This window comes from Gimesia maris (assembly GCF_008298035.1).
Lineage (GTDB): Bacteria > Planctomycetota > Planctomycetia > Planctomycetales > Planctomycetaceae > Gimesia > Gimesia maris.
Genome location: NZ_CP042910.1, coordinates 4,578,936 through 4,600,716, shown reverse-complemented (window position 1 = coordinate 4,600,716; position 21,781 = coordinate 4,578,936). Strand labels below are relative to the sequence as shown.

General features: G+C 47.9%; 15 protein-coding genes. 6 read left to right on the top strand and 9 right to left on the bottom strand.

Annotated features, from left to right (window positions below):
- Positions 1–63: 63 nt before the first annotated feature.
- Both GmarT_RS16795 and GmarT_RS16790 read right to left on the bottom strand, forming a co-directional pair.
- Positions 64–999, bottom strand: coding sequence for a hypothetical protein (locus GmarT_RS16795; protein ID WP_149302997.1), 936 nt, complete (start codon positions 997–999; stop codon positions 64–66).
- Between the two features lie 180 nt (positions 1,000–1,179).
- Entirely contained in the window at positions 1,180–3,372 is a 2,193-nt protein-coding gene (locus GmarT_RS16790) for a serine/threonine-protein kinase (RefSeq protein WP_002645245.1), read from the bottom strand.
- Positions 3,373–3,614: 242 nt separating this feature from the next.
- Between GmarT_RS16790 and GmarT_RS16785 the strand changes: the two genes are divergently transcribed.
- The gene (locus GmarT_RS16785; RefSeq protein WP_002645246.1) at positions 3,615–4,238 is read left to right on the top strand and encodes an RNA polymerase sigma factor; all 624 of its coding nucleotides are present in this window, start codon (positions 3,615–3,617) and stop codon (positions 4,236–4,238) included.
- 26 nt (positions 4,239–4,264) lie between these two features.
- On the opposite strand, the gene GmarT_RS16780 is transcribed toward GmarT_RS16785, so the two are convergent.
- From GmarT_RS16780 to GmarT_RS16770, 3 genes are all read right to left on the bottom strand, one after another.
- The gene (locus GmarT_RS16780) at positions 4,265–5,335 is read right to left on the bottom strand and encodes an LOG family protein (RefSeq protein WP_002645247.1); all 1,071 of its coding nucleotides are present in this window, start codon (positions 5,333–5,335) and stop codon (positions 4,265–4,267) included.
- Between the two features lie 58 nt (positions 5,336–5,393).
- A complete protein-coding gene (locus GmarT_RS16775; RefSeq protein WP_002645248.1) occupies positions 5,394–5,759 on the bottom strand; it encodes an STAS domain-containing protein in 366 nt (121 codons plus the stop codon).
- A gap of 121 nt (positions 5,760–5,880) precedes the next feature.
- Entirely contained in the window at positions 5,881–8,592 is a 2,712-nt protein-coding gene (locus GmarT_RS16770) for a HEAT repeat domain-containing protein (RefSeq protein ID WP_002645249.1), read from the bottom strand.
- A 447-nt stretch (positions 8,593–9,039) separates the two neighbouring features.
- Between GmarT_RS16770 and GmarT_RS16765 the strand changes: the two genes are divergently transcribed.
- Positions 9,040–9,846: a carboxylesterase family protein gene (locus GmarT_RS16765; protein WP_002645251.1), complete on the top strand. Its 807-nt coding sequence runs from the start codon at positions 9,040–9,042 to the stop codon at positions 9,844–9,846.
- A 14-nt stretch (positions 9,847–9,860) separates the two neighbouring features.
- Here the strand turns inward: GmarT_RS16765 and GmarT_RS16760 are convergent, their stop codons facing one another.
- From GmarT_RS16760 to GmarT_RS16750, 3 genes are all read right to left on the bottom strand, one after another.
- Positions 9,861–10,787: an ABC transporter ATP-binding protein gene (locus tag GmarT_RS16760; protein ID WP_002645252.1), complete on the bottom strand. Its 927-nt coding sequence runs from the start codon at positions 10,785–10,787 to the stop codon at positions 9,861–9,863.
- Positions 10,784–13,093, bottom strand: coding sequence for a DUF4350 domain-containing protein (locus GmarT_RS16755; protein WP_002645253.1), 2,310 nt, complete (start codon positions 13,091–13,093; stop codon positions 10,784–10,786). The genes GmarT_RS16760 and GmarT_RS16755 overlap by 4 nt, the downstream gene beginning before the upstream one ends.
- A 204-nt stretch (positions 13,094–13,297) precedes the next feature.
- Positions 13,298–14,038, bottom strand: coding sequence for an alpha/beta hydrolase (locus GmarT_RS16750; protein ID WP_002645254.1), 741 nt, complete (start codon positions 14,036–14,038; stop codon positions 13,298–13,300).
- 365 nt (positions 14,039–14,403) lie between these two features.
- Between GmarT_RS16750 and GmarT_RS16745 the strand changes: the two genes are divergently transcribed.
- Positions 14,404–15,180, top strand: a complete 777-nt coding sequence (locus GmarT_RS16745) for a hypothetical protein (RefSeq protein ID WP_002645255.1) — start codon at positions 14,404–14,406, stop codon at positions 15,178–15,180.
- A gap of 117 nt (positions 15,181–15,297) precedes the next feature.
- Complete coding sequence (locus tag GmarT_RS16740) at positions 15,298–15,747, top strand: YiiD C-terminal domain-containing protein (protein WP_044236998.1); 450 nt, start codon at positions 15,298–15,300, stop codon at positions 15,745–15,747.
- Between the two features lie 18 nt (positions 15,748–15,765).
- Here the strand turns inward: GmarT_RS16740 and GmarT_RS16735 are convergent, their stop codons facing one another.
- Positions 15,766–19,278: a mechanosensitive ion channel domain-containing protein gene (locus GmarT_RS16735; RefSeq protein WP_149302991.1), complete on the bottom strand. Its 3,513-nt coding sequence runs from the start codon at positions 19,276–19,278 to the stop codon at positions 15,766–15,768.
- A 416-nt stretch (positions 19,279–19,694) separates the two neighbouring features.
- Between GmarT_RS16735 and GmarT_RS16730 the strand changes: the two genes are divergently transcribed.
- Both GmarT_RS16730 and GmarT_RS16725 read left to right on the top strand, forming a co-directional pair.
- Positions 19,695–20,195: a hypothetical protein gene (locus tag GmarT_RS16730; RefSeq protein WP_149302990.1), complete on the top strand. Its 501-nt coding sequence runs from the start codon at positions 19,695–19,697 to the stop codon at positions 20,193–20,195.
- Between the two features lie 123 nt (positions 20,196–20,318).
- The gene (locus GmarT_RS16725; protein ID WP_002645259.1) at positions 20,319–21,776 is read left to right on the top strand and encodes an efflux RND transporter periplasmic adaptor subunit; all 1,458 of its coding nucleotides are present in this window, start codon (positions 20,319–20,321) and stop codon (positions 21,774–21,776) included.
- Positions 21,777–21,781 lie beyond the last annotated feature (5 nt).

Here is a 21,781-nt window from a genome sequence, read left to right as displayed (position 1 = left end):
TATACAATAAAAAGCGTCTTCGATCAGTTCGAAGACGCTTTTTTTAATCAGATTAGATTCAGTTCAGTTGGAAGCGACTGTATTCGTTACCTGTTCTGTTGCGGGTAACAGGTTAATGTCCAGTGTTGCCAGTAATTGACCTTTGCTGTTCATAACATGCATTTTGGCTTCTGTTACTTTGGACAATCCGATCTGAGGCGTCTGGAAAGCCAGGACGCCGTCTTCCCATGTTTCGATTATTGCTGGCAGACCCATTTCATTGATCTCCAGGATAACCATACCCTGCTCGTCTCCCAGACCTTCTGCTGACAGTTGAAACCGTTTTCCGGAAACCAGTTCCAGGCGTTCCTGTTTAACCGGTTCCGTACTGGTTTCGGTTTCAGTAAATTCTGCTGTTACGGTTTCTTCAGAAACTTCAGCGACTGCTTCCCCCGTTTTGTTGGAATAGATGGGAGAACATGCTGTGATTACACAGGGCGTTATAATTGGATCGACACAGGTAACTGGATACCAGGGACGACAGACGGGAGGACACAGGGGGCGAGTATTGACATGAACCCAGGGACGATTCCGGTGATGATGTCCATGATGATTGTTGTGATGGCCATGAAATTTGTTGTGATTGATCGTTTTATGCTCAGTTTTGAAAGGACGCTGAGTTGCTTTGTGTTGTGGGTTGAACTGTTTGGGAGTTGATTTGAAATGATGGTTGTTTGTTTTTGTGTTGAACGATGTTTTGTAGTTGTTCTGTCTGGAAGAAGATTTGTTGTATCGAGAAAAACGCTGGTTCGATGAACGATGATTGTACTGTGAATGACCGGAACGATTATTGAAGTTCTTAGTTCGAGAATGATGGTTCCCCTGATGACTGAAGGAACGACTGCTAGAACTCTTGCTCGATTTACCGGAAAAACGATTGTTTCCAGCTGTTGCATTTCCGGAAACCAAAATCAGGGATACTGTAAAGCATGTGAACAGGGTGGCGGTCGTTTTCATCATTTCGTTCCTTAGTGTTTTGATTAAGTGTTGTGCTGTGTGTCTTACACTTAACCAAGCGGGAACGGATCAATTCTGTTACAGCAATTTTCAATAAAAAACGATAAATGGAAATGTGTACCTCTTCTGGAAGGTTTCTGGCTGAAACGAGCGGGTTTTCCGAGCTGGGAAACTGGCTGGAAATTATTTCAGAGAGGAGTGGACACGCCTGGAGAGTTCCTCAAGTGCATCCAGATCTGCCTGCAGGGTCTGAAATATACGAAAGATACTGACCGCTCCCAGGGTACCGGCTACAGTGAGAATGCCGATCGCGATTTTATCATTCAGGTTGATCATTGCCAGCGAAGCGATACTGAGTGTTGGCACCAGGAATGCCATGATCAGGTAAACCCAGCTCAAACGTTTGAGTTGCTGATAGGAATCCGGTGCTAACTGAGTGAAGTCCGAGTTCTGAATCAAGCGAGGGTAGATGGTATGCAGACTGAAATAGGTGACGCCAAAGAAAGGATAGCTGGCAGCGATCAGGCCGCACAGGATTAGTGAGCCCAGGAAATGAATATACGCGGTAGCGGGCAGTGAACCAATCGCATAATGCATACTGATCGGATATGCGATTCCGGCAATGATCCACTCCGCCGTACAGATTAAGGCTGCATAATGTCCCAGTCGCAGGCAGCGTTTCTGCATGACGATGCTTTTTTGCAGATCTGACTGAGGATCTGTTTCACTATCAGCGGCAAACCGCAATAGGAGCCAGGTTAGCCAGCCAATCAAGCCAAGTCCTGTCGGATAGGCGATCATATTGATTGCAGATTGAATTTTCCAGAAGGCATCCTGTGAATTTTTTAGGTGTTCGACAATATGTTTCTGGTTGTGAAAGAAGTTGAAGATGCCCGCCAGAATATTTGGGATTGCCACAATGAGGACGACGAGCGGAACTTCCCAGCCTTTGAGTATTGTAAACCAGCTTTTCGACGCGGGGAACAGGATCTGCTGTGCCCGGGGATTCAGGCAGAGTTCCAGTTGGCTGGCAAGTTCCGCGCCTGAACGCCAGCGGTGAGCCGGATCGGGAGCCAGGCATTTTTGCAGAACTGAAACCAGATGCTCCGGGCAGTCGGAAGGCAGGTGTTGAGGGTAGGCAGCTAATGAGATTCCCGTTTTACGCTGCTGGATCATCTGTTTCAGCAGATCGGACCAGCTGGATTGGATTGAGGGATCGTGGAAAGGACGGGTTCCCGTTAAGAGTTCTGACAGCATGAGTCCCAGCGAATACAGATCGCTGCGTTCGTCCAGGCTTTCAGGGAGTCTTGCATCCGTGGGGTCGTAGGCTTCGAGTTGTTCCGGAGACATGTACGCCAGGCTGCCTCCAAAATAAGCGGCTGGAGTTGTACCACTGACATGGGAACTGAAACTGATATTGAAGTCGGCAAGTTTTGGAATGCCTTCGGCGGTCAGCAGAACATTGGCAGGTTTGATATCCCTGTGTAAGACTCCCTTTTGATGTGCATAGTGCAAAGCCTGAGCCAGTCGGATGCCCAGCCAGCAGATCGATTCCGACCAGGATAATGTTTGAAATTTCTGATAAGTTAACGATTCAGCAGGTCTTGACTCTCCTCTTAGATCCAGAGACTGATCGAGTGCATTTACCAGAATTCTTCCCGAGCGTTCATCAGGAGCCGTATTGCGAACAATCTCGACGACTGACTGCAAAGTGCCTCCAGGCAGGTACTGCATATAGAGCAGTCGGATTTTCTGATCAGTCAGCAATCGCTGGTCGAAGACGCGTACGATGTTGTCATGATCCAGTTGGGCAAGTGTTTGTGGTTCATCACTGGAATCTTCGGATATTTTCAGCGCCACAATCCGCTGCATGGAATTTTGTCTTGCCTGAAAAACTTTAGCGAAGGCACCTTTGCCTAGAAGTGTTAACAGCTCAAAGTCATCAACGCAATCCCCCGGTTGAAACTGTTTGAATACCTGCAGCGGGGGATGATTTAGCATTTTTGTCGTGCTGTAAGCATGGTCGAGCTCAAACAGTTGTCCAAGCTGTGAGTTGGCCGTGGAAATTAAGCCAATATATTCAGCAGGGTCGACTTCGAAACCATTTTGACGGCGGAGGTGGAATTCCTCATACAGCAAATCGACAGGGACCTCTGGTTCTTCCAGAATGGGAAAATCGTCGAGGTATTCCAGAATTCTTTTGGGAAAATTAAACTGTTGCCAGCGAAATTCCAGATCAATTTTTATCAGCTCGATCAGTAGAAATCGGTGTTGAGGATCAACGACAGACACATAGTCCTCCAAATTGGGTGGGGACTGGCGGGATTCCCAATCACTGACAAACCGTTCCATGGCCTGAGTCAGTGCATCAATCACAACTTGACTTTCTGAAAGCTTCTGGTTTGGCTCTGAAGCAGACAACTTTAAGCTCCCAAATTACTGAATGAAGATCCGACTTGGATTAACGCGAAACTTTCAGTGGATGAACGGCTGTGTTGATGATATAACGATGTCAGGTATACATGTCAGACAGGCATGATAACCAATTATGAACGGGTGGGAAAGCTGAACGTATCACCGAATCGTTGGACCTGACTTAGCAGGAATTGATGTGGATTATGACGACTGATATCGAGATTCTGGTTCAGGAGATCAAGTCGGGGAGTGAGCCGGCTTTGCTGACTTTTCTGGAACGGCATCGGGCTCCTTTACTGGCATTCATTAATAAAAATATGAGTGATGCCCTCAAATCTAAAGTGGAAGCGGCTGACATCCTGCAGGAAGTCTCATTGAATGCCGTCGATTCATTTAAGAGCATGGACTTCGAACAGAAACCTCCATTCAACTGGTTATGCCACCTCGCAGAACGCCGGATTATTGACAACCATCGGAAATACTTTCAGGTTCAGAAACGTGCAGCCGGACGCGAGGCCAGGCAACCGGTCTCTGCTGAAGGTGCAGGGCAGGGGTTTATGGATTTGCTGGTTGCCAGTATCACCAGTCCCAGCCAGGCATTTTCCCGTGGGGCCCGGGAAATGAAGCTGCTGCTCGCTTTAGAGAGACTGCCTGAAGAAGCCAGGGAAGCAATTCGCCTGAAATATGTAGAGGGGATTCCGACAAAAGAGATTGCAGAGCAACTGGATAAATCTGAAGTTGCCGTCCGTGTGATGATCAGCCGGTCGATGGTCAAGCTTCAGGAACTGCTGAAGCACGAAGATGAATTCAAAAGTCTGCTTGGATAAAGCTGATTCAGCGATAAGGTGAAACGCTACTCTTCCTCTTCCGCTTCTTCAGAACTCTGCGGACCCAGTTCGGTGTTGATGCGATCAATCAACTGTCGCAATCGGCCGAGATTCTTGCGATTGAATATTAGGGAAATGCGCGGCAGATCGGCGAGGTGCTCATCGTCCTTTTCCAGCTCGTGTGCTTTGACTTTTGTGATAATCCCGGAATCAAGAATATCCTTGAATTCATCATTCAGTTTCTCAATGAATTCATTACTGGGTTCGACATGCAGGCGAAGTACGAGCCGCCCTTTGACATATCGCATACTGTTATAAACGCTGTAAAAACCGATCACTTCATCAACGGCGTCTTCCAAGTCGTCTGTGACATGAAAAAGAGACAGGTCTTCTTTGGAGATTAATTCCTGTTTTAAGAGATTGTTTTTAAGGAATTCTTCCCAGTCTTTCCAGTAAGATCCTCCCGGAGCATCCAGCAGTACGATCGGCATAGGATCGCGTTTTCCCGTCTGAACGAGTGTCAGAGTCTCAAATGCTTCGTCGAGGGTCCCAAATCCGCCTGCACAGCAGACAATCGCATGGACTTCTTTGACGAACAGGAGTTTTCGAGTGAAGAAGTAGTTTAAGTTGACCAGTTTTTCGTCTTTATGGATTACGTAGTTGGGCTCCTGCTCGAAGGGCAGCATGATATTGACGCCCATCGACATGTCGGTTCCCGCGCCGACATGGGCAGCTTCCATGATTCCGGGGCCGGCACCTGTAACAATCATCCATTTTTCTTCCGCCATTCTCCGTCCAAACTGCAACGCCTGCTGATAGGAAGGATCGTCGGGGTTTGTGCGGGCAGAACCAAAGACGGTGACTTTGCGCTGTTTTCGATAGGGAGTGAAAACCTTGAAAGCATACCGTAATTCCTTCAGGGCCCGGTCCAGGATTTTCAGGTCGCCGCGGGTGGCCTGGTCCTGTTTGAGTTTATCGGCCGTCTCTTTGATGCTGGCAACGATAGACTGATGCGGATAAAGTTCCGAACTGTGTTCAGTTGGTAATACATCAGATTCTGAGACGCCGGGGCGTGTTTTACGATATTTCCTCGACATGATCCATTAATCCTTTAACATAGCGAGTCGAGACGAATGTGAGAACCAGACTCTCCGGTCAGCCCATCAGGGCATCCAGTGCTTCATCTCTGGTCTCGTAAATAGCCCAGAGTGTGTCCAGTGCAGTGATACGCAAGAGTTCGTTGGCCATCTTACTGGCACCACATAATACTAACTCTCCTCCTCGGCTGCGAACATGTTTGTGACAGCGCAGCAGCAGTGCCAGAAACACGGAGCCGAAATAACTGACATCACTCAGGTCGAAGACGACCATCGGGATTTCGACTTCCTGCAGCGGTGCCATGACAATATCAGCGGCCTGTTCAATCAGATCCCAGCTCATTGACTCGACATTGCTCGCAGGAATGATTACGACCGTATTTCCATGCCATTCCAGTTGAAAGTCGTCGTGGTAGTTAGCCATGTAGTGGTTCCGCACTGATGAAAACATTCTTTGGAGAGAAATTATATTATTTAGTACCCATGATACTGATATCCCGGAGAGGAGAACAACCATCAAGTACATCAAAAACAAGAATTCATACTTAACGCCCTGTAAACAGTCGCGAACCTTGTCCAGAGTGTTGTGTTTGCCACCAGTTCATCCAGATTTTAGCCTGATCTGACCGGTCCTGTTGCGGGTTCAGATCAGCTGGCTGCTCCGAGTCTGGTACCAGTTTATCAAGGCTGTTCAAGATTTCTTTGAGCGTAGAGTTGTTTCGCTCGGTCCAGGCCATCTGGATCAGAGGTTCTACAAAACGTGTCTGTCCGGAATTACCCATTTCCTGTACGGCTTCATTTTTCATCGCAACCTGAGTGTCATTTGAGATTCGCAGCAGTTCCTGCATACCGGCAAAATCACCCAGCCGACTGAGCGCTACCACCGTTTCGAAGCGTACACGTCGATTTGAGTGAGTCAGTAGAGAACGAAGTGAAGGCGAGGGATTCTGGCTTTCGCCTGGTTTCTGTATTCCAGAGATCGCAATCGGGTTGTGGCACTTGCCGATCGCCCTGATGGCAGCCAGCTGAACCGTGTGGTTCTTATCATCCAGCAATGGGAGCAGCCAGTTTGCATACTGGGGTAATCCATGAGAACCAAAATACTCACAACCCAGGATTCGGATGTCAGGCCAGTTATGATTGATTGCCAGCAATGCCAGTTGCGCAGCTTCATCGTAGTTGTCTTTTTCAACAGCTGACATCACAATTCGCCAGACCAGCCGATCCTGTTCGTGTGACATCAGCTTTCGCAGGCGAGATACAACCACCGGGTTCAATGATATGTTCTGTGAACTGACAAATAACTGTTGTGCGGCTTCGCGTCGATCTGTGATGTGGGGACTGGTCAGTTGATTCAATGCAGCATATTCAGGAGCCAGGTTAACCAGTAAATCAGTATAAATTTCACCGGGGATTTCGATTGAAGTTTCTCTGATCAGTTTCTCCAGCACTTTAACTTCGGCAGGACTGATGTTAGCAAGTTCCTGGTAGGCCTGTTGATATTCAGATGATTCGCGAGGTTGGTTGATCAGGTTTTGAAAATAGGACTGAATTTCGGCAGCGCGGCCCTGATTGATTTCCTGCCCGGACTTAAGTCCCTGTTGCATGAGCTGTCCCCAGAAACTTCCCGTGAGCTGGCCACTCTGAACCAGGTCATTGACAGCAGCAACGCGTTCTTTTTGCGGGGCTTCGATGGAGATTGATCCGCCCAGGCCTGTCCGGTCAACGAGTTGTATAATGCTTTGGCGACGTGTTTTATAGACTCCTTCCTGGATCCCATCCAGCAGTAATGGTACGGCAAGATCATCTGGCCAGCCTGAAATGGCTTGAATAACAGTATGCTGTACCTGAGAACTGCGATCATTGATCAATGATCGCAGATGAAGCGCGGATTCAGCAGTTGGAGTTTTTCCCAGGCCTGTGGCGACTTCAAGTCTGACAGCGGAGGATGTATCGTCTTTGAGAGGGATAAGATGCATCGGCCCCCAGGAACTGAGACCTTTTACTGCAGCAACACGAATATTCTCTGCAGGACTTTGCGCATACTCTTTGAGAATTTGCAGTGCTGTTTCCGATCCCATCATTCCCAGGTGTTCGATGGCTTTAGTCTGAACTACCAGATCTGCATCTCTCAGTTGAGAGGTGAGAATTGTTTCAGCATCAGGATGGCGAATTAATGCGGCCCAGTAACCAAAGTTCCAACGCATATTTGCATCGGAGTCCCAGCGAACCTGCATGATATTGGCAGGCCATTCGTCGGGGTTGAAACTACGAGGTTCATCAGGATGGGCCGCCAGCTTTTGTTCAGTATGAAACCAGAAACCATGTAGAATACAGGCTTGCATTGCTGCTCGTCTCAATGATTTCGGTGCAGTTGCATTTTGCTCACTGATTTCCAGCGACTGTTCCAGAGAGGGGATTCCAGCAGGATGCGTGAATCGGGCCAGGGCAAGATAGAGTTCGCTTCTCAGTTCAAGGGAAAGGTCAGGACGCTGAAGTCGCTGGGTTAATCGATTCCGTGTCTCGAGTGGAATCGCATCGGCTTGAGACAGTACCAGAGAGATCGCATTCAAGGCAGCATGTTGCATTGCCTCTGATACTGTAGGCTGCTCTGATTTACCGGAATTATCTTTAGTATTATTCTGTGGTCGCAGTGGGAGTTCCAGAGCCACTTTCTCGAGGGTTGGCAGTGCCTCAATGGCCGTTGCAGGCGATAAGGTAGCCCAGAGAATCGCCGCGTTCCAGCCGGCCAGATTATCCCACGTTGATAATTCCTGCAATGCTTCAAATTTGTCGAGTCCGTGATTCTCTGATCGTTTTGAACTATGGTTTTTATGATCGAAGAAATAATCCTGAAACGCGTTAAATGACCAGCTTTCCGGTTTCTGCTGTTTTGTTGGATTATTCGAGTCAGATTGTGCTGTCTGATCGGGTACTGATGGTTTGGATTTGGGCTCAGGTTCTGAAGTCGTCTGTTCAGGGGGAGTCAATGGTTGCTGATTACTGATTTCACTTAACAGAGAGTTCTGGTCAACCGATCCAAATACCCAGCGTTGTACCTCAATCGGTGCGAGATGATACTCTGCGCTGTCCTCCTGAAAGGTCTTCCATTCCAGTTCCGGAGACCAGTGATGATTTTTGACCCACTGATCACGAGAAAGATAAACCTGTAAGCCTTCCAGGTGTTTTGGTACTTTTCGTGTCACTTTCTCTTTCAGGGATGCAGCTAACGGAGTTTCTCGCACGTTTTGCAGCATGCTTTTCTGGCAGCCGGATAGTGAGGCGCAGCATAACACGATTCCGACCCAGAACGGTTTCCAGGAAACTCGTTTGAATTCAGAAAATGATTGTGAAATAAGATTTCCGCAAAGAGAAGCAGAATTCATGTGCGCGAGGGGTGCTGAGTTAAGATGACAGGAAGGGAGAGAAGTAGAGAGTTGAAACAGTAATTTATCAAAAAAACGCTTATCGTAGAAGACCATTCTGGACTTATCTCATGCGCTCAGAGGGGGATGCGGTCGAGAAATCAGGCTTTCTTATACAGCTTATTCTTCCTGCTTTCCCTGTTTTAGATCGACAGGCATCCATTCTAGCGGTATTCGGGAACTCATTTAGCTTGAAGTCTTTAGAGCTCTCTGTCATGCTCGTTTCCTGAGTCGCTTATTTTACCAGGGGTGACATTTTCAATCAGGAGAGAAAACCATATGTTAAAAAAAATAATAGTGGTCTGTTTCATCTTTGCTGTGTCTTCGATGTATGTTTCCAGTGAAGCAGCAGAGAAACCGGAAACCGGAAACCAGTCTGCCGCCGAGCTGAACACCACGATTCCCGTGAAGATGAAATATCTGCTCTATCTTCCAGAGAACTATGATGAAAAAGAAAAATGGCCTCTAGTTCTGTTTCTCCATGGGGCAGGAGAACGGGGAGACGATCTGGATCTGGTGACGGTCCATGGCCCACCGAAGCTGGTTAAAAACGGCAAACAATTTCCGTTCATCGTTGTTTCTCCGCAATGTCCTGAAGACCAACTCTGGCAACCGGTCGAACTGACTGCGCTGTTGAATGACATCGAGAAGAAATATAAGGTCGATAAAGACCGCATCTATGTGACTGGTCTAAGTATGGGAGGCTTTGGTACCTGGTCACTGGCGGCTTATACTCCCTATCGATTTGCTGCCCTGGTGCCTATTTGTGGGGGCGGGGAAAAGTTCTGGGTCAAGAAAATCAAGCACGTTCCGATCTGGGTGTTTCATGGGGGTAAAGACACTGCAGTCCCTCTGGAACGGTCCCAGACTCTGGTGGATGTCCTGAAGAAAGAAAAGTCCGACGTGAAATTCACCATTTATCCAGAAGCAGGCCATGATTCCTGGACAGAAACTTATAATAATCCGGACATCTATGAATGGTTATTGCAGCAGGTGCGCAAGCCGGAAGCAGAGGTGAAAGCGGCTGAAGAAAAAGAGGCAGCTGCCCGTAAAGCAAAGCGGGCTGCTGCCAGAAAGAAAAAATAGAGTGCCTGTCAGATTTACTGAACCAGTCCTTTGGTGAGTTCCATGAATGCCGTTTCCAGGTTGATTTCCTCTTCACGGAACAGGCTGAGTTTGAACCCCTCGCTGATCAGCAGCGAGGGGATGAAGGTATAATCTTTCACATCACTTTTTAACGTCACCAGCATGACGTTTTTCTGGACTTCGAGTTTGGAAACCAGCTCGTGCGCTTGCAGCAGTGCAGCCGCTTTATCGGTATTCTCGCCTACACCAACGTGCAGAATGATTTGTTGTCGCGCCTTTTTCATCACTTCGTCGACATTGTCATCAACGATGAGATTTCCTTTTTCGATCATGCCGACACGCGTGCAGACGTCAGCGAGTTCGGGAAGAATATGACTGGAAACAATCACCGTCTTTTTCAGTTCTCCCAGTCGTTTCAGCAGATTACGAATTTCAATTCTCGCACGGGGGTCTAATCCACTGGCTGGTTCGTCGAGTAGAAGTACCTGGGGTTCATGCAACAGTACGCGTGCCAGGCCGATTCGCTGTGTCTGGCCGCGGGAGAGCTGGTTGACCATTGCATCCCGCTTGAACGTCATATCGACCAGCTCCAGCTTTTCCTCGCAGATTTTACGACGCTGGGGACCTTTAATCCGGTAAGCAGAGGCAAAGAATTCGAGATATTCAATCACTGTCATATCATCATAGACGCCGAAAAAGTCTGGCATGAACCCGACCAGGCGTCTGATTTCTTCCGGATGGGTATAGATAGACTTTCCACACACATAGGCTTCACCATAATCCGGGCTGAGCAAGGTGGCGATCATCCGCATGGTTGTCGTTTTACCAGAGCCGTTCGGACCGATAAAACCAAAAACATCCCCCTCACCCAGGCTCAGGTTAATGTTGTTAACAGCGATCAGATCGCCATAGCGTTTCGTTAAATTCCGTGTTTCAATCACTCGTTATCGCTCCCGGATGGTGTGTCCTGCTGATCTTTGGTCTCTTTGTCTTCTTTATCTAATGACGGCAATTCATATTGAATATCGACTGAAATGCTTACGGGGATCACGACTCGAATATAAGTATCCTGATGTTCCTGCTCGAGTTGGTTCTGATCCAGTTCTGCTACACTGAGTGGTGTGTCCAGACGAGCGAACAGGACCGCTCTCCCCAAGCGGAGTTGTTCTGTCAGATCCAGTTGTTCGCCTGAGATATTCGAAAGCCCGGTATAGCCATAACCTCCTGACATCTCATGAAACGTCAGGATTTTGAGGATTTCATAAGCATTTTTGGCAAACGGATTATAATCTGTCTGTACTGTTACAATTGTCGCGTTGTTCTGCCCTTTTTGTTCGATACGACGAGAAACAGAGCGGGTCAGGTATCCTTTTATGTTTCTCGATTCGATCCGGGGACCATTGATTGACCAAACCTGGTTGGCCGGGATGTAAGATTGATCGAGCTGTTCTGGATTATTGACCGGCAGATAAACACGATTTCCATAGGCGAGTACCCAGTCTTTCAGCGAACTGGAAAATTGATGTGTAAGCGTTCCCGAAAGTTGTCCCAGGTTATTACCTGTCAGATTGGAAGTCACCAGATCTGATTGCTGTTGATTCCACTCTGCCAGCAGACTTTTGGTTCCCCACTTCAGTACGGGCAGGTTTTCAATTCCCGTAGATTGTTCAGAGAACTGGTATGCTGGACCGGTAATAGTGCCTTCCGCAGATCGATACATTCCTGCAAACGTTGATTCCGGTAGTCCGTTCCAGTTGAGATAAGTGGGAAAGTGGGGCCGATCTTTCGATTGAGAAGGAACGGATGATTTGACGCTGACCTGATATCGACGCGTTTCCGGGCTGTATAAATTCAGATAAAATCGTCCGCGCATCTGTCCCGCCGAAACATCGTAGTCAACGACGTTTAATTGAGTCGAGAGCAAGGCGTTGCCATTATCTTTGAAGGCTGTGAAGCCACCCCACGCGATGGCAATGAAAACCATTGCCGGGAAAGTGAACCAGGTGATATGAGGTTTTTTCAAGACCCTGTGAACCAGGAAATAATCGAGGGGACCGATCACCAGCAGATAAATCAGGATCAATGCCATGACCCACCAGTGAGATGGTCGTTCGATACCCGGGAAGGTCTGCTGGGAATGGAAGAGCTGTGTTTCCAGTTCTGATATCCCGGTCTGGGAAATTCTCTTTCCCAGAACCGCGTTTTGTTGACTGGAAGCGATGGGCTGTTTGGCTCGCGTTGCCAGTTTGCGGCTCAGATTATTTAATCCGTCCCAGTTTATCAGCGGGCTGGTGTTGAGGTCTAGCGCCAGGAATGTGACGATTCCCAGTCCGTATGGAACCCGGACTAACAGTGGGCCATCGAGTCCTGTGGCCAGAATTTCGCCAGTTGAGATTTCAATACGACTGGCAGTAGCCACCCCGCGAATTCGGGATCGAACAGCAGCATAAAGCTCTAGACTGCTTAAATCGCGGACACTGGTAGTACCGAGAGTTTTTACGGGAACCCAACTGGCATATTGACTATGTTGATAAGCTTCAATATCAGCTCCGACGCATAAGACCAGATGGCCGCCATTAGCAACCCACTTGCGAATGGCTTCATTTTGTCGAGGTTCCTGAGAAAAATCGGCATCCACAACCAGCGTGTCGAGAGTATCGTATCCATAGGGGGACTCGGGAAGAGATGACTGGTCTTCAATCAATGCAGCGTACTCGTCGCGATTCCGGTCTAGGTCTGACAGGGAGTCGGGGGAGACCGGCTCCAGTCCAGCAACAGAGCCAATCATGGCCCATAGTTCGACTGATTGTTTTAAACCAATTCCGGTAAATTGATTTTGGTTCGAACGAGGTGTGAAAGAAAACTCTTTCAGAATTGATTGAGTCTGTGCATCCCGCAGGCGAACTTTAAGTGGACTGTCCAGCAAGCCAGTTTTAAATTTAGAAAACAGTCGGTGGGTTCCCGGTGTCTTGAGTGAATATACCTGGGAAGGTACTTCAGTGGGATTTCCATCAGGCGAGCGCGCAATCACAGATAATTGCACGTCGCGGGGACTGTCTGTCGTTAATTCCAGATAGACTGGAACCCAGCGTCCTACTTTATACAGACCATCAAAGCCAACTTGCAGATTTGTGATTTCCAGGCTGCCTGATTTCTGCTCTGCTGCACAGGCAGGCGAACTGTTTAGCAGGGTACTCAACAGCAGGACCAGCAGAGACGAGAATCGAAAAAAGGAAGATGATTTCATGTGGTTATATTCTGGTTTCGATTAAGCGATGTCTCGCCTGGAGACCAGTTTCGGTAATGACGGTGTACGAAAATATCGAAGGACGTTCTAGTCGCGATAGGGGTTGTTTACAGGAACCAAATGATATTATGGCTTGGATTTGCACCAGTCTCAATGCATTGCCTTTGCAAATAAAGGGTTTCCGCAGATTAACCTGTTATTCATTTAAAGACTGCCCGTCAGATCACTAAGCAACTTACGGAATTTATCAATTGCCACCTCGGGAATCGTGTGTGGGCCGACAAATTCGGAAAAGTCCACAGTAAAATCATGCTGTTCCAGCATCTCTTTTAGCCAGATGGCACCAGCATAAGGCAGGATGGGGTCCTGTGTTCCGTGGCTCTGCTGAACAGGAAAACGGGGTGACTGATCAGCCAGGCTTCCCCAGCGCTGTTCACAAAGCAGTGTGCCGGACCAGATCACCAGTGCAGCCGGTGGTTGTGGCAGTTGAAAGGCGATTTCGGTCGAGACCATTGATCCTTGTGAAAAACCAGCCAGTACGATCCGGGAAAATGGCAATCCCGATTCCTGTTGAACAGCGAGAACAAATTCCTGCAGTTGTTGACCGGCTTCAATTAAACCGTCTGGAGTTTTATCCCGCTGGTCGCGGATTGTTCCGGAAGCAATGGCGGCATTCAGCTCTGCGACATCCAGCATCCACCACGCACGACCGCCGGGCATTCCCATCTCCAGTAAGGAAAGTGGCGCAGCGGGAAATATGAACTGTACACGTTCTGATATTTGTGGCTGATTTCTAAGGATCTCAGGTCCCAGGGGAACAAGATCATCTCCTGGTGCACCAAATCCATGACTGACGATTGCGATGATATCGGGGGACTGATCGGCGGGTAAATTATCATAGATCTGACAATTGAGCGGACCAAACTTACGAGTTGTGAAGGGCATGGTATATAAATCTTCCGAAGTATTTGAACAGTCTAAGTTTAAGATGGAATTGTGATTATATGCTGAAGGGGACATGGGAGGAAAGGGCAGGCAATCTGCTTTCGCCTGTATTGGGATCAATTTGAATCAACTGTTATCGAAACTACAGCAGATCCGGAGAAATCCTAAATGCATTCGCAGAGGTAGAAGAGAAGTGGCAGGTTTTAAGTATCGGGACCTCAATAGTTTAGCTCCAGTGAAGATATTACGATGCTATTAAGGAACGCGTTTTGCCCCTGATCATTCCAGTTGTTCTCATATCCTGGCAGGCAACAACTCTTATCTGACAGCAATGGATGGTTTACCTCGTGCAGGAGGAAAGCAAGATGTATCGGACCACTATGATTCAATTTAATATCGCAGTCGTTTTACTTTGCACGTTACCTGCGAATTCCCTGTGGGCGCAACAGACGGATGTCGCGACTTTGGGGAGGAGGCTTAATCAGGACTCATTTACGATCTGCAGGGAGATTCGCACGAATTTTCGCGGAATCAGAGGTCAACGCCTGTTATTTGATAAGGCATATGAAATACATGAACTCGCAGATAATATCCATCGGATGATGATCTTGCAGGCACCAGTGCAGGGCATGCAGCAGGCGTTATCAGATCTGGAACGCCTGGTTGATGATCTGGATCATTCTCTGGCCATGATGCAGTTACCCGTTCTCAGGGAACCAGTGATTCGACCAACGGGACCCAATGGCTATATTTTCGAGGGAGGCAACGGATACCCACAGCCACGGTTTCAATATCATGGATATCCTTACCGGATGATTCCAGAGCGAGAAATGAACCATTTGAGTCAGACGCTGGAGGGGATGCAGACTGCTATCAGCCAACTGCAGTCGCAGTTCAATCCACAGCCTGTCCGTCCCCCTGTTCGTGAAGTCTTTCCGACCCCTGTTCCTGAACAGGAATTTAAACAAAATCGTTCACAGCCAAAAGCAGGACCGATCGGGCCATCGATACCGGATCAGGAGAATAGATGGCAACCTGCTCGAAAATCACTTCCTCAGTTTCCTTCGGCACAGCCGCCCAAACCGAAGTCGCCTGCGAGTGGTGGTCCAGAATTTTTACCGCCACTTCCTTCTGCAGACTGAGGCTGAAGTCAATAGTACACTGGATCCTCTAACGCTTGTGTTTTCTTCGATGATAGATCACTATTGATTCAGAAACGATTTCTGAATGTGATGTGTGTCTGTCTGGAAGGAACAGTGATGGAATTCGATGTTGAGGAAGTGACTGCTTACTTGCATCAGCATATTCCGGTAACACGTGCCATGCAGTTCAGCGTATTGCCTGTAACAGATGGTTCACTGAAACTGAGTGCGAAACTGGTTCCCAATCTGAACCACCAGGAAACCGCCTTTGGGGGCAGCATTGCGAGCCTGGGAATTCTGGCAGGCTGGACTTTGATTCATCTAAAACTCAGAGTTGATCAACCGAATTACAAAATCGTTATCCAGAAAAGTGAAATCGAGTTTTTAAAGCCGATTGAAGCCGATTTCATTGCAGAGTGTCCGCTGCCTGGCGAAGGTGTATGGACGCCATTTCATGCCAGTCTTCAGCGAAAACGTCGCGGACGAATTACGTTGGAATCAACCGTCAAAGTGAACGGTCAGATCGCGGCAGTCATTAAGGGAATCTTTGTTGCAAAACTGTTGTGAAGAATGGCTGAGTGCCAGCTATTTTTGATGATCCGGATTAGGGGATTCTGGTTCAGCCGAATCCAGATTCGGTGGCGGCACCAGACTCGACTGGTTTTCGTAGTATAAGTGAATGTCCCGTTGAGGAAAGGCAATTTCGATTCCTGCCTTGGCGTATTGTTCATGGATGGATGTATGGATTTGATGAATCACAACCAGACGTTTTTCCAGATCCGGCAGATAGGCCCGCAGTATCAGGTTTAAGGTACTGTCCCCGAAGGATTCAAACGTAATACTTGGTGGCGGGTCTTCCAGAATCAGCGGATGATCCATGAGAATTTTTAAAGCGATATCAGAGGCATGATTTGTGTCTGAACCATACGCCACACCCACGGTGATGGTGATACGGTTTACAGAATCGGTTAAAGTCCAGTTGAGGAGTTTACCGGTAATGAAATCACGGTTCGGGACAATATATTCCTTGCGGTCCCAGTTGGTGATTGTGGTGGCACGCATGCGAATTCTGGAAACGATCCCGGTGATCTCGTCGACGGTGATGATATCACCAACACGGATCGGACGTTCAATCAGCAGAATCAGGCCAGAAACAAAATTCGCAAAGATTTCCTGAAGCCCGAAACCGAGGCCGAAGGTTAATGCGGTCGCCAGCCATTGCAGTTTTGTCCAGCCAATCCCCATGGTCGAGAAGACCACGAAGATTCCTATTAGCGAGACAAAGTAGCGGGCGAGTGTGGTGATCGCGTATTTGACCGAAGCGTCGAGTGGTAATCGCTGCAGGACCAGAAACTCCAGCAGACCGGGTGCATTGTTCGTCGCCACTATGGCAAACACAGCAAGGATGATTGCGATTCCAAAGTCGAGGTAAGTGACCGGTTCCAATCGTTCTATAATTTTGCCATCATCGCCGACCACCTCTACTGTGGTGGTCCAGACTTTGTAGTCGCCACTATCCAGCCAGTTGAAGGCGGGCAGGGTATCCCCCCAGATCCAGAATGCCCCCACCAGCAGAATAACCACCATACTGGCATTTACCAGTTTTTTGATTTGCGCGGAGATCTTGGTAAGGTCTGCGGGGTTCTCTTCTTCAGTAGTAATACCAGCTATATTTGTCTCTGAACTGGACTCAAGCGATTCCTTGCGGATGGCATCCATTCGTTCCTGATTCTGCTGGTAACTGAGTTTACGGTGGTGAATCAGGATCCAGCGTAATAAAATTGCCCGGAACAGAACGACAACCAGAAACAGCCAGAGCGTCAGAAAGATCAGGTGAAACAGGCTCATGGCGGTGAAGTAGAAACCAATCAGAGCCAGGAAGATCAGTAAGCAGGGGACAAATAAGGTAAGAAAATAGACTACATACTTCAGTCGGTCGTACCAGACTTCATGGTTGTAATTCATGATGGACTGAAACAGCCCGGAACGCGGGTGGAAAACACGTCTGGCAAAAATTGTATAGACAACCAGCAGCGCGGTAAAAAATAAACGTTCCAGCAGGTCCTGTGTACGGTCTACTTCTTTTCCCTGCAGCAGTAGCGTAATGAACAACAGGGGAATGGAAAAAGGGATGACCCAGCGGATGTTTTTACGAACATAGAGTACCGTCTGTTTATACCAGCCAAAATGGGATTCACCCAGACCGAGGGGACGACAGATCTGTCTGATGAGTTCCCAGAAGAAAAGCAGCCAGCCTACCTGGCGCAGGCTGTTATCCACGGCTTTGACAAAAGGAGGAACATCAGGATGGCTGCCCACGCGCCAGGCGATGAACCAGATAAAGCCAGGCCAGACAATCGCAATGAACAGGGTAAGAAATGCAACGCGCGCGGTAATACCAAATTTACGAAAACTGCTGCGGATGATTTCTTTGTTAATAATCCGTAGCTGCTGGCGCACATTGTAAGCCAGATACAACAGGCTGAGAAAACAGAAAACTGCTGTGAAGTAAATGACAGGATTGCTGACGACATCCTGTTGGACAGCGATGAAGAGCTGTTTCCAGTGCGTCGGTGAGAAAAGCCACCTGAGTGTGCTGGAGGTCTGTTTGATTTCAGAAAATGAGATCGGAGGCGAGCTTTTGATCCAGAAAATTCGTTCCTGGATGTAATCTGAATATTTTTCCGTCTCTTTAACCAGTTGTTGTTCGGTCGTATAGATGTCGAGCAGTTTGGAGAAGTAGCTTTTATTGCTGCGAATGAGTGTGTCTAAGTATTCTTTTTGCGTGCTGAGCGTTTCCTCAATAACATTTTTGAGATTAAGTTCCTCTTCTTCTGTCAGTTCATGCTGACTGTTATCACGGATTTCATCAAATACCTCATCGACGGAAGGGAAATCATCCCAGGCTTCGTCGAGCTCAAACCCTTTCAAATTGACTTGATCTATCGTTTTGCTGTATTTTTCGATGTCCTGTATTCGGTTTTCAATATCGGGCAGATTCGCCTGCTGATTGCGGAGCATTAAGCCAATCGGCCCGGTGAGACCAATCAACTCTTCTTTTGCCTTGGTCTGGTCAAACTGCTTTTTAAGATCTTCGAGAATCTTTGTCGTTTGCGAGTATTTTTTATCGGTTGACTCGATTTTTTTATTGAGGGCAACGATTTCTTCGGCGTAGTTCTGATTTTTCTCTGCGAGTGGCTGCAGCAGAGGATTTGTTTTGAAAACCTGTCGTTTTGCTTCTTTCACCCGCATGGCTGCTTCACGATTACGCAGCTGCTTGATCTGAGACTTTAACGCGTCAACTAACTCAGTCTGTTTTTTGACTTCGAGTTTTAAGAAATCCTGATTGGTGCGTGGGAATCCGATATTTTCTTCTGCCTCGTAGGCAGTCAGTTCGTTCCTTAACGCGGGTTTTTCCGCTTTTCGCATATTTAAACGGGTGAAGAGTTCCATTCGTCTGGCATCAGTGACAGCGGCAGGTTCGTCTGCGGGAACAGGCAGCTTCAGCTGTTTTTCCAGTTCACTGATTCTGTCATCCAGTTCGGTCGCCCGGGTTAACACTTCTTTCTGGCGATTTGACCGGCGTGCAATTTCTTCATCCCAACTGGAAGCAGCGGTTTTGTCCTGTTCCAACTCTGCTTCTTCCTGAACCAGTAACTGCTCCAACTGGGGGAGAGTCTGGTTCTCAGTGAATGTGGGAGCCGGTTTTTTATTCAGGTTCTCAATTTCAGCCTTTTTTTCTTCCAGACGCTGCATCGCATTCTGGGCAAGCGTTGAATACTTGGTGGCGTCAGCCTGAAAGTCGGCTGTTTTTTTGAGGTTGTTCAGAGACTGATTATAAAAATCGAGTGCTTTCTTCTGGTTTTCTTCAGAAAGATCTTTGACCTCTTTGAGCTGTTCAATCCGCTTTTGAACGGTATCGCTGGTGACCGTTGGTGTTTGCGCTGTTGTTGCAGGAGCGGGCGTTGATGGGGGTGGGGTAGGTACAGAGGAACTGTCCGGCGTCTGTCCTTCAACCCGGACGCTCAAATACAGTATGAGCGACAGACAGATGAAAGGTATTGAAAGTGATTTCAGCAAATCAGAACGTGCAGACATACGATATTAAGTTTCTCAAATAGATTAAGCTGGTTTGGCAGACTTTTAATAATACAGTGCAGCCCAGTTTAGTAGTTTCCTGTGGAATAGAGCAAGGCGGGATCAGAAGGCCCGGCTGATTCGCTCATTCCCTCAGGGGGATTCACTCTCCTTGAACCAAAAATGAGTTCCCCAGACTGCTCTACAGCGGCTACGATCAGAATGGGGTGGGGAGCTGATAATCTGTTCTATGCAGCAGAGATTCTGTCTCGACGGGCTGATGAGATTCAATCTCTTGTCGAATAAGTTTTAGTCGATGGCAGAGAATTTACTTGACAAAATTACCCACTTGTACGAATAATTTAGTATCTGTGCCTGAGTCGCAGATATCCTGCCTGATGTTCTCCTGTTAAATTCCCTTAACTGATCCTCTCACCGTGCAAATTAATTCCATTATAAATTACGAATTGCAGTTACACTGGACGACGCGATTATTGATTCGCGCCTGTCTTCTGCTTTCGTTGTGGAATCTGCCTTTTCCCTGGATCCATAATCATGATCTGGCTCTGGGAGCAGATCAGGGAAGCTGGTTACCTTCCCATCTCCAGGAGTTTCACGGAATTCCTGATTCAAGCGAGCAGGGCTGGCATCTGCATTTTATCTATTTTGGAACGGACAATTGCAATAATCCCCTGGAGCAGAAGTTTCCCGCACAGCATCATTTTATCGTGGGTGAATCTGCTCATTCACTTCCTGCCTGTGCAAACCTCGCTGCAGATCAGTTGCTGTCGTTAACAACTCTGGCTGCAATGACTGAACACGAAGTTCAAAAGAATCAAGCTCTCCCGGTTCGCGGGGACAAGGCGACTAGCCTGCATTTCATGCAGGCGTTCCAGCAGCGATCCCTTCATGATCTGATCAGTATTTCTCTTTGCTGATTCTGTTTCTCTCTGAGTAAACGACGTCTCGTTTTAACAGCGGGATTATGCGCAGAATTCTTTTATGACATTCTAAGCTCAGCATAATTCCTCTCTCATTTCCGTCGATTCGGGAGAAGAAACATGAAAATTCAGAATCAATTAATCCTGGCAACTGTCATTCTGGTTGCTGGTACTGGAATACTCTGGAAAGTATGGCCACAGGCTGCAGATCGCTTCATCAAAACTGAAGTACCAGCAGAAGAGAGTACTATTGAGGAATTCGAAACTGCAGAGGTCTCGCTTTCCAGTGAGAAGATGAAAGCGATTCATTTAACTGTGTCTCCAGTAAAACGGCAGAAATTGAATCAGACCCGGGTCGTACCCGGACGCCTGCAATACGATGACCGTAAGCATGTTGCTGTTAAGGCACCGACCGAGGGGATCCTGGTAGAAGTTCGGGTCAAACCGGGAGACATCGTTCAGTCAGGGCAGGTACTGGCAGTTTTGAACAGCAGGGAAATCGGGACCGCACGGGCTGATCTGTTACAGAGGATCGCAGATTACCAACTGGTAAGGAAACAGTATGACTGGAAATCAGCGATCCAGAATAATGTTCAGAAACTGGTCGACGCCCTGTTAAGCCATCAGGCAATGGATGACGTTGAAGCTCAATTCACTGACAAAAAACTGGGGAGTTATCGATCCCAGTTATTACCGGCCTATACGCGTTATTTACTGGCAGAAACGATCAATAAAAAAACGGCTCCCCTGGCCAAATCAGGAGCAATTTCACAACAGACAATCCAGATGCGCGAAGCTGATGTCCAGGAAACCAGGGCCGCTTTAAAAGCGTTATGTGAACAGTCAATCTATGATGTCAAACTGGAAAGGGACCAGGGGTTAGCTGACCTGAATGACGCGGATAATCGTATGACGATCAGTCGCCAGCATCTGGAATCACTGGTGGGCTGTGCGGTAGATCTTAATAATGCCGAATTAAAAGCAGCAGAAAAGTTATCGCGGCTGGAAATTATCGCTCCGTTTACCGGAACGATTGAAGAGAGAACCTTCAGTCAGTCCGAACGGTTAAATCGTGCTGATTCCCTGTTTACGCTCGCACAGACTGATACCCTCTGGGTGGCTGCCGATATCAGGGAATCAGACTGGAACTCGATCGAATTAAACACAGGGCAGAATCTGACCGTAACCGTCAATGCTGTTCCAGGTCGAACCTTTTCCGCACGATTGCACTATCTGGGACGACAGGTATCAGCCAGCACTAATTCAGTCCCTTTAATCGCAGAACTCAAAAATCCAGACGGAATTCTCAGACCAGGCATGTATGCTCAGGTACGCATTTCCGGCAAACAGCAGGCAGATGTGATTGCAGTACCTGCGCGATCAGTACTGGATGATGCGGCTCAGGAATTTGTATTTGTCAAAGAGTCGGAGAGATCATTCCGGCGCATCGATATTCAGTCAGGACTCAAAACAGAGGATTGGGTTGAAGTTCAGAAGGGGCTCAAGGGGGGAGAGCAGGTCGTAGAAGACGGCGCTTTCACCTTGAAGTCCGAACTGCTACTGGAAAGAGAAGAGTAGTTTTC

Bases quoted from the DNA above. Each gene is read 5' to 3' on its own strand.
- GmarT_RS16795 (WP_149302997.1), bottom strand. From the start codon at position 999: ATGATGAAAACGACCGCCACCCTGTTCACATGCTTTACAGTATCCCTG.
- GmarT_RS16785 (WP_002645246.1), top strand. From the start codon at position 3,615: ATGACGACTGATATCGAGATTCTGGTTCAGGAGATCAAGTCGGGGAGT.
- GmarT_RS16780 (WP_002645247.1), bottom strand. From the start codon at position 5,335: ATGTCGAGGAAATATCGTAAAACACGCCCCGGCGTCTCAGAATCTGAT.
- GmarT_RS16775 (WP_002645248.1), bottom strand. From the start codon at position 5,759: ATGGCTAACTACCACGACGACTTTCAACTGGAATGGCATGGAAATACG.
- GmarT_RS16770 (WP_002645249.1), bottom strand. From the start codon at position 8,592: ATGCTGCAAAACGTGCGAGAAACTCCGTTAGCTGCATCCCTGAAAGAG.
- GmarT_RS16765 (WP_002645251.1), top strand. From the start codon at position 9,040: ATGTTAAAAAAAATAATAGTGGTCTGTTTCATCTTTGCTGTGTCTTCG.
- GmarT_RS16755 (WP_002645253.1), bottom strand. From the start codon at position 13,093: ATGAAATCATCTTCCTTTTTTCGATTCTCGTCTCTGCTGGTCCTGCTG.
- GmarT_RS16750 (WP_002645254.1), bottom strand. From the start codon at position 14,038: ATGCCCTTCACAACTCGTAAGTTTGGTCCGCTCAATTGTCAGATCTAT.
- GmarT_RS16745 (WP_002645255.1), top strand. From the start codon at position 14,404: ATGTATCGGACCACTATGATTCAATTTAATATCGCAGTCGTTTTACTT.
- GmarT_RS16740 (WP_044236998.1), top strand. From the start codon at position 15,298: ATGGAATTCGATGTTGAGGAAGTGACTGCTTACTTGCATCAGCATATT.
- GmarT_RS16735 (WP_149302991.1), bottom strand. From the start codon at position 19,278: ATGTCTGCACGTTCTGATTTGCTGAAATCACTTTCAATACCTTTCATC.
- GmarT_RS16725 (WP_002645259.1), top strand. From the start codon at position 20,319: ATGAAAATTCAGAATCAATTAATCCTGGCAACTGTCATTCTGGTTGCT.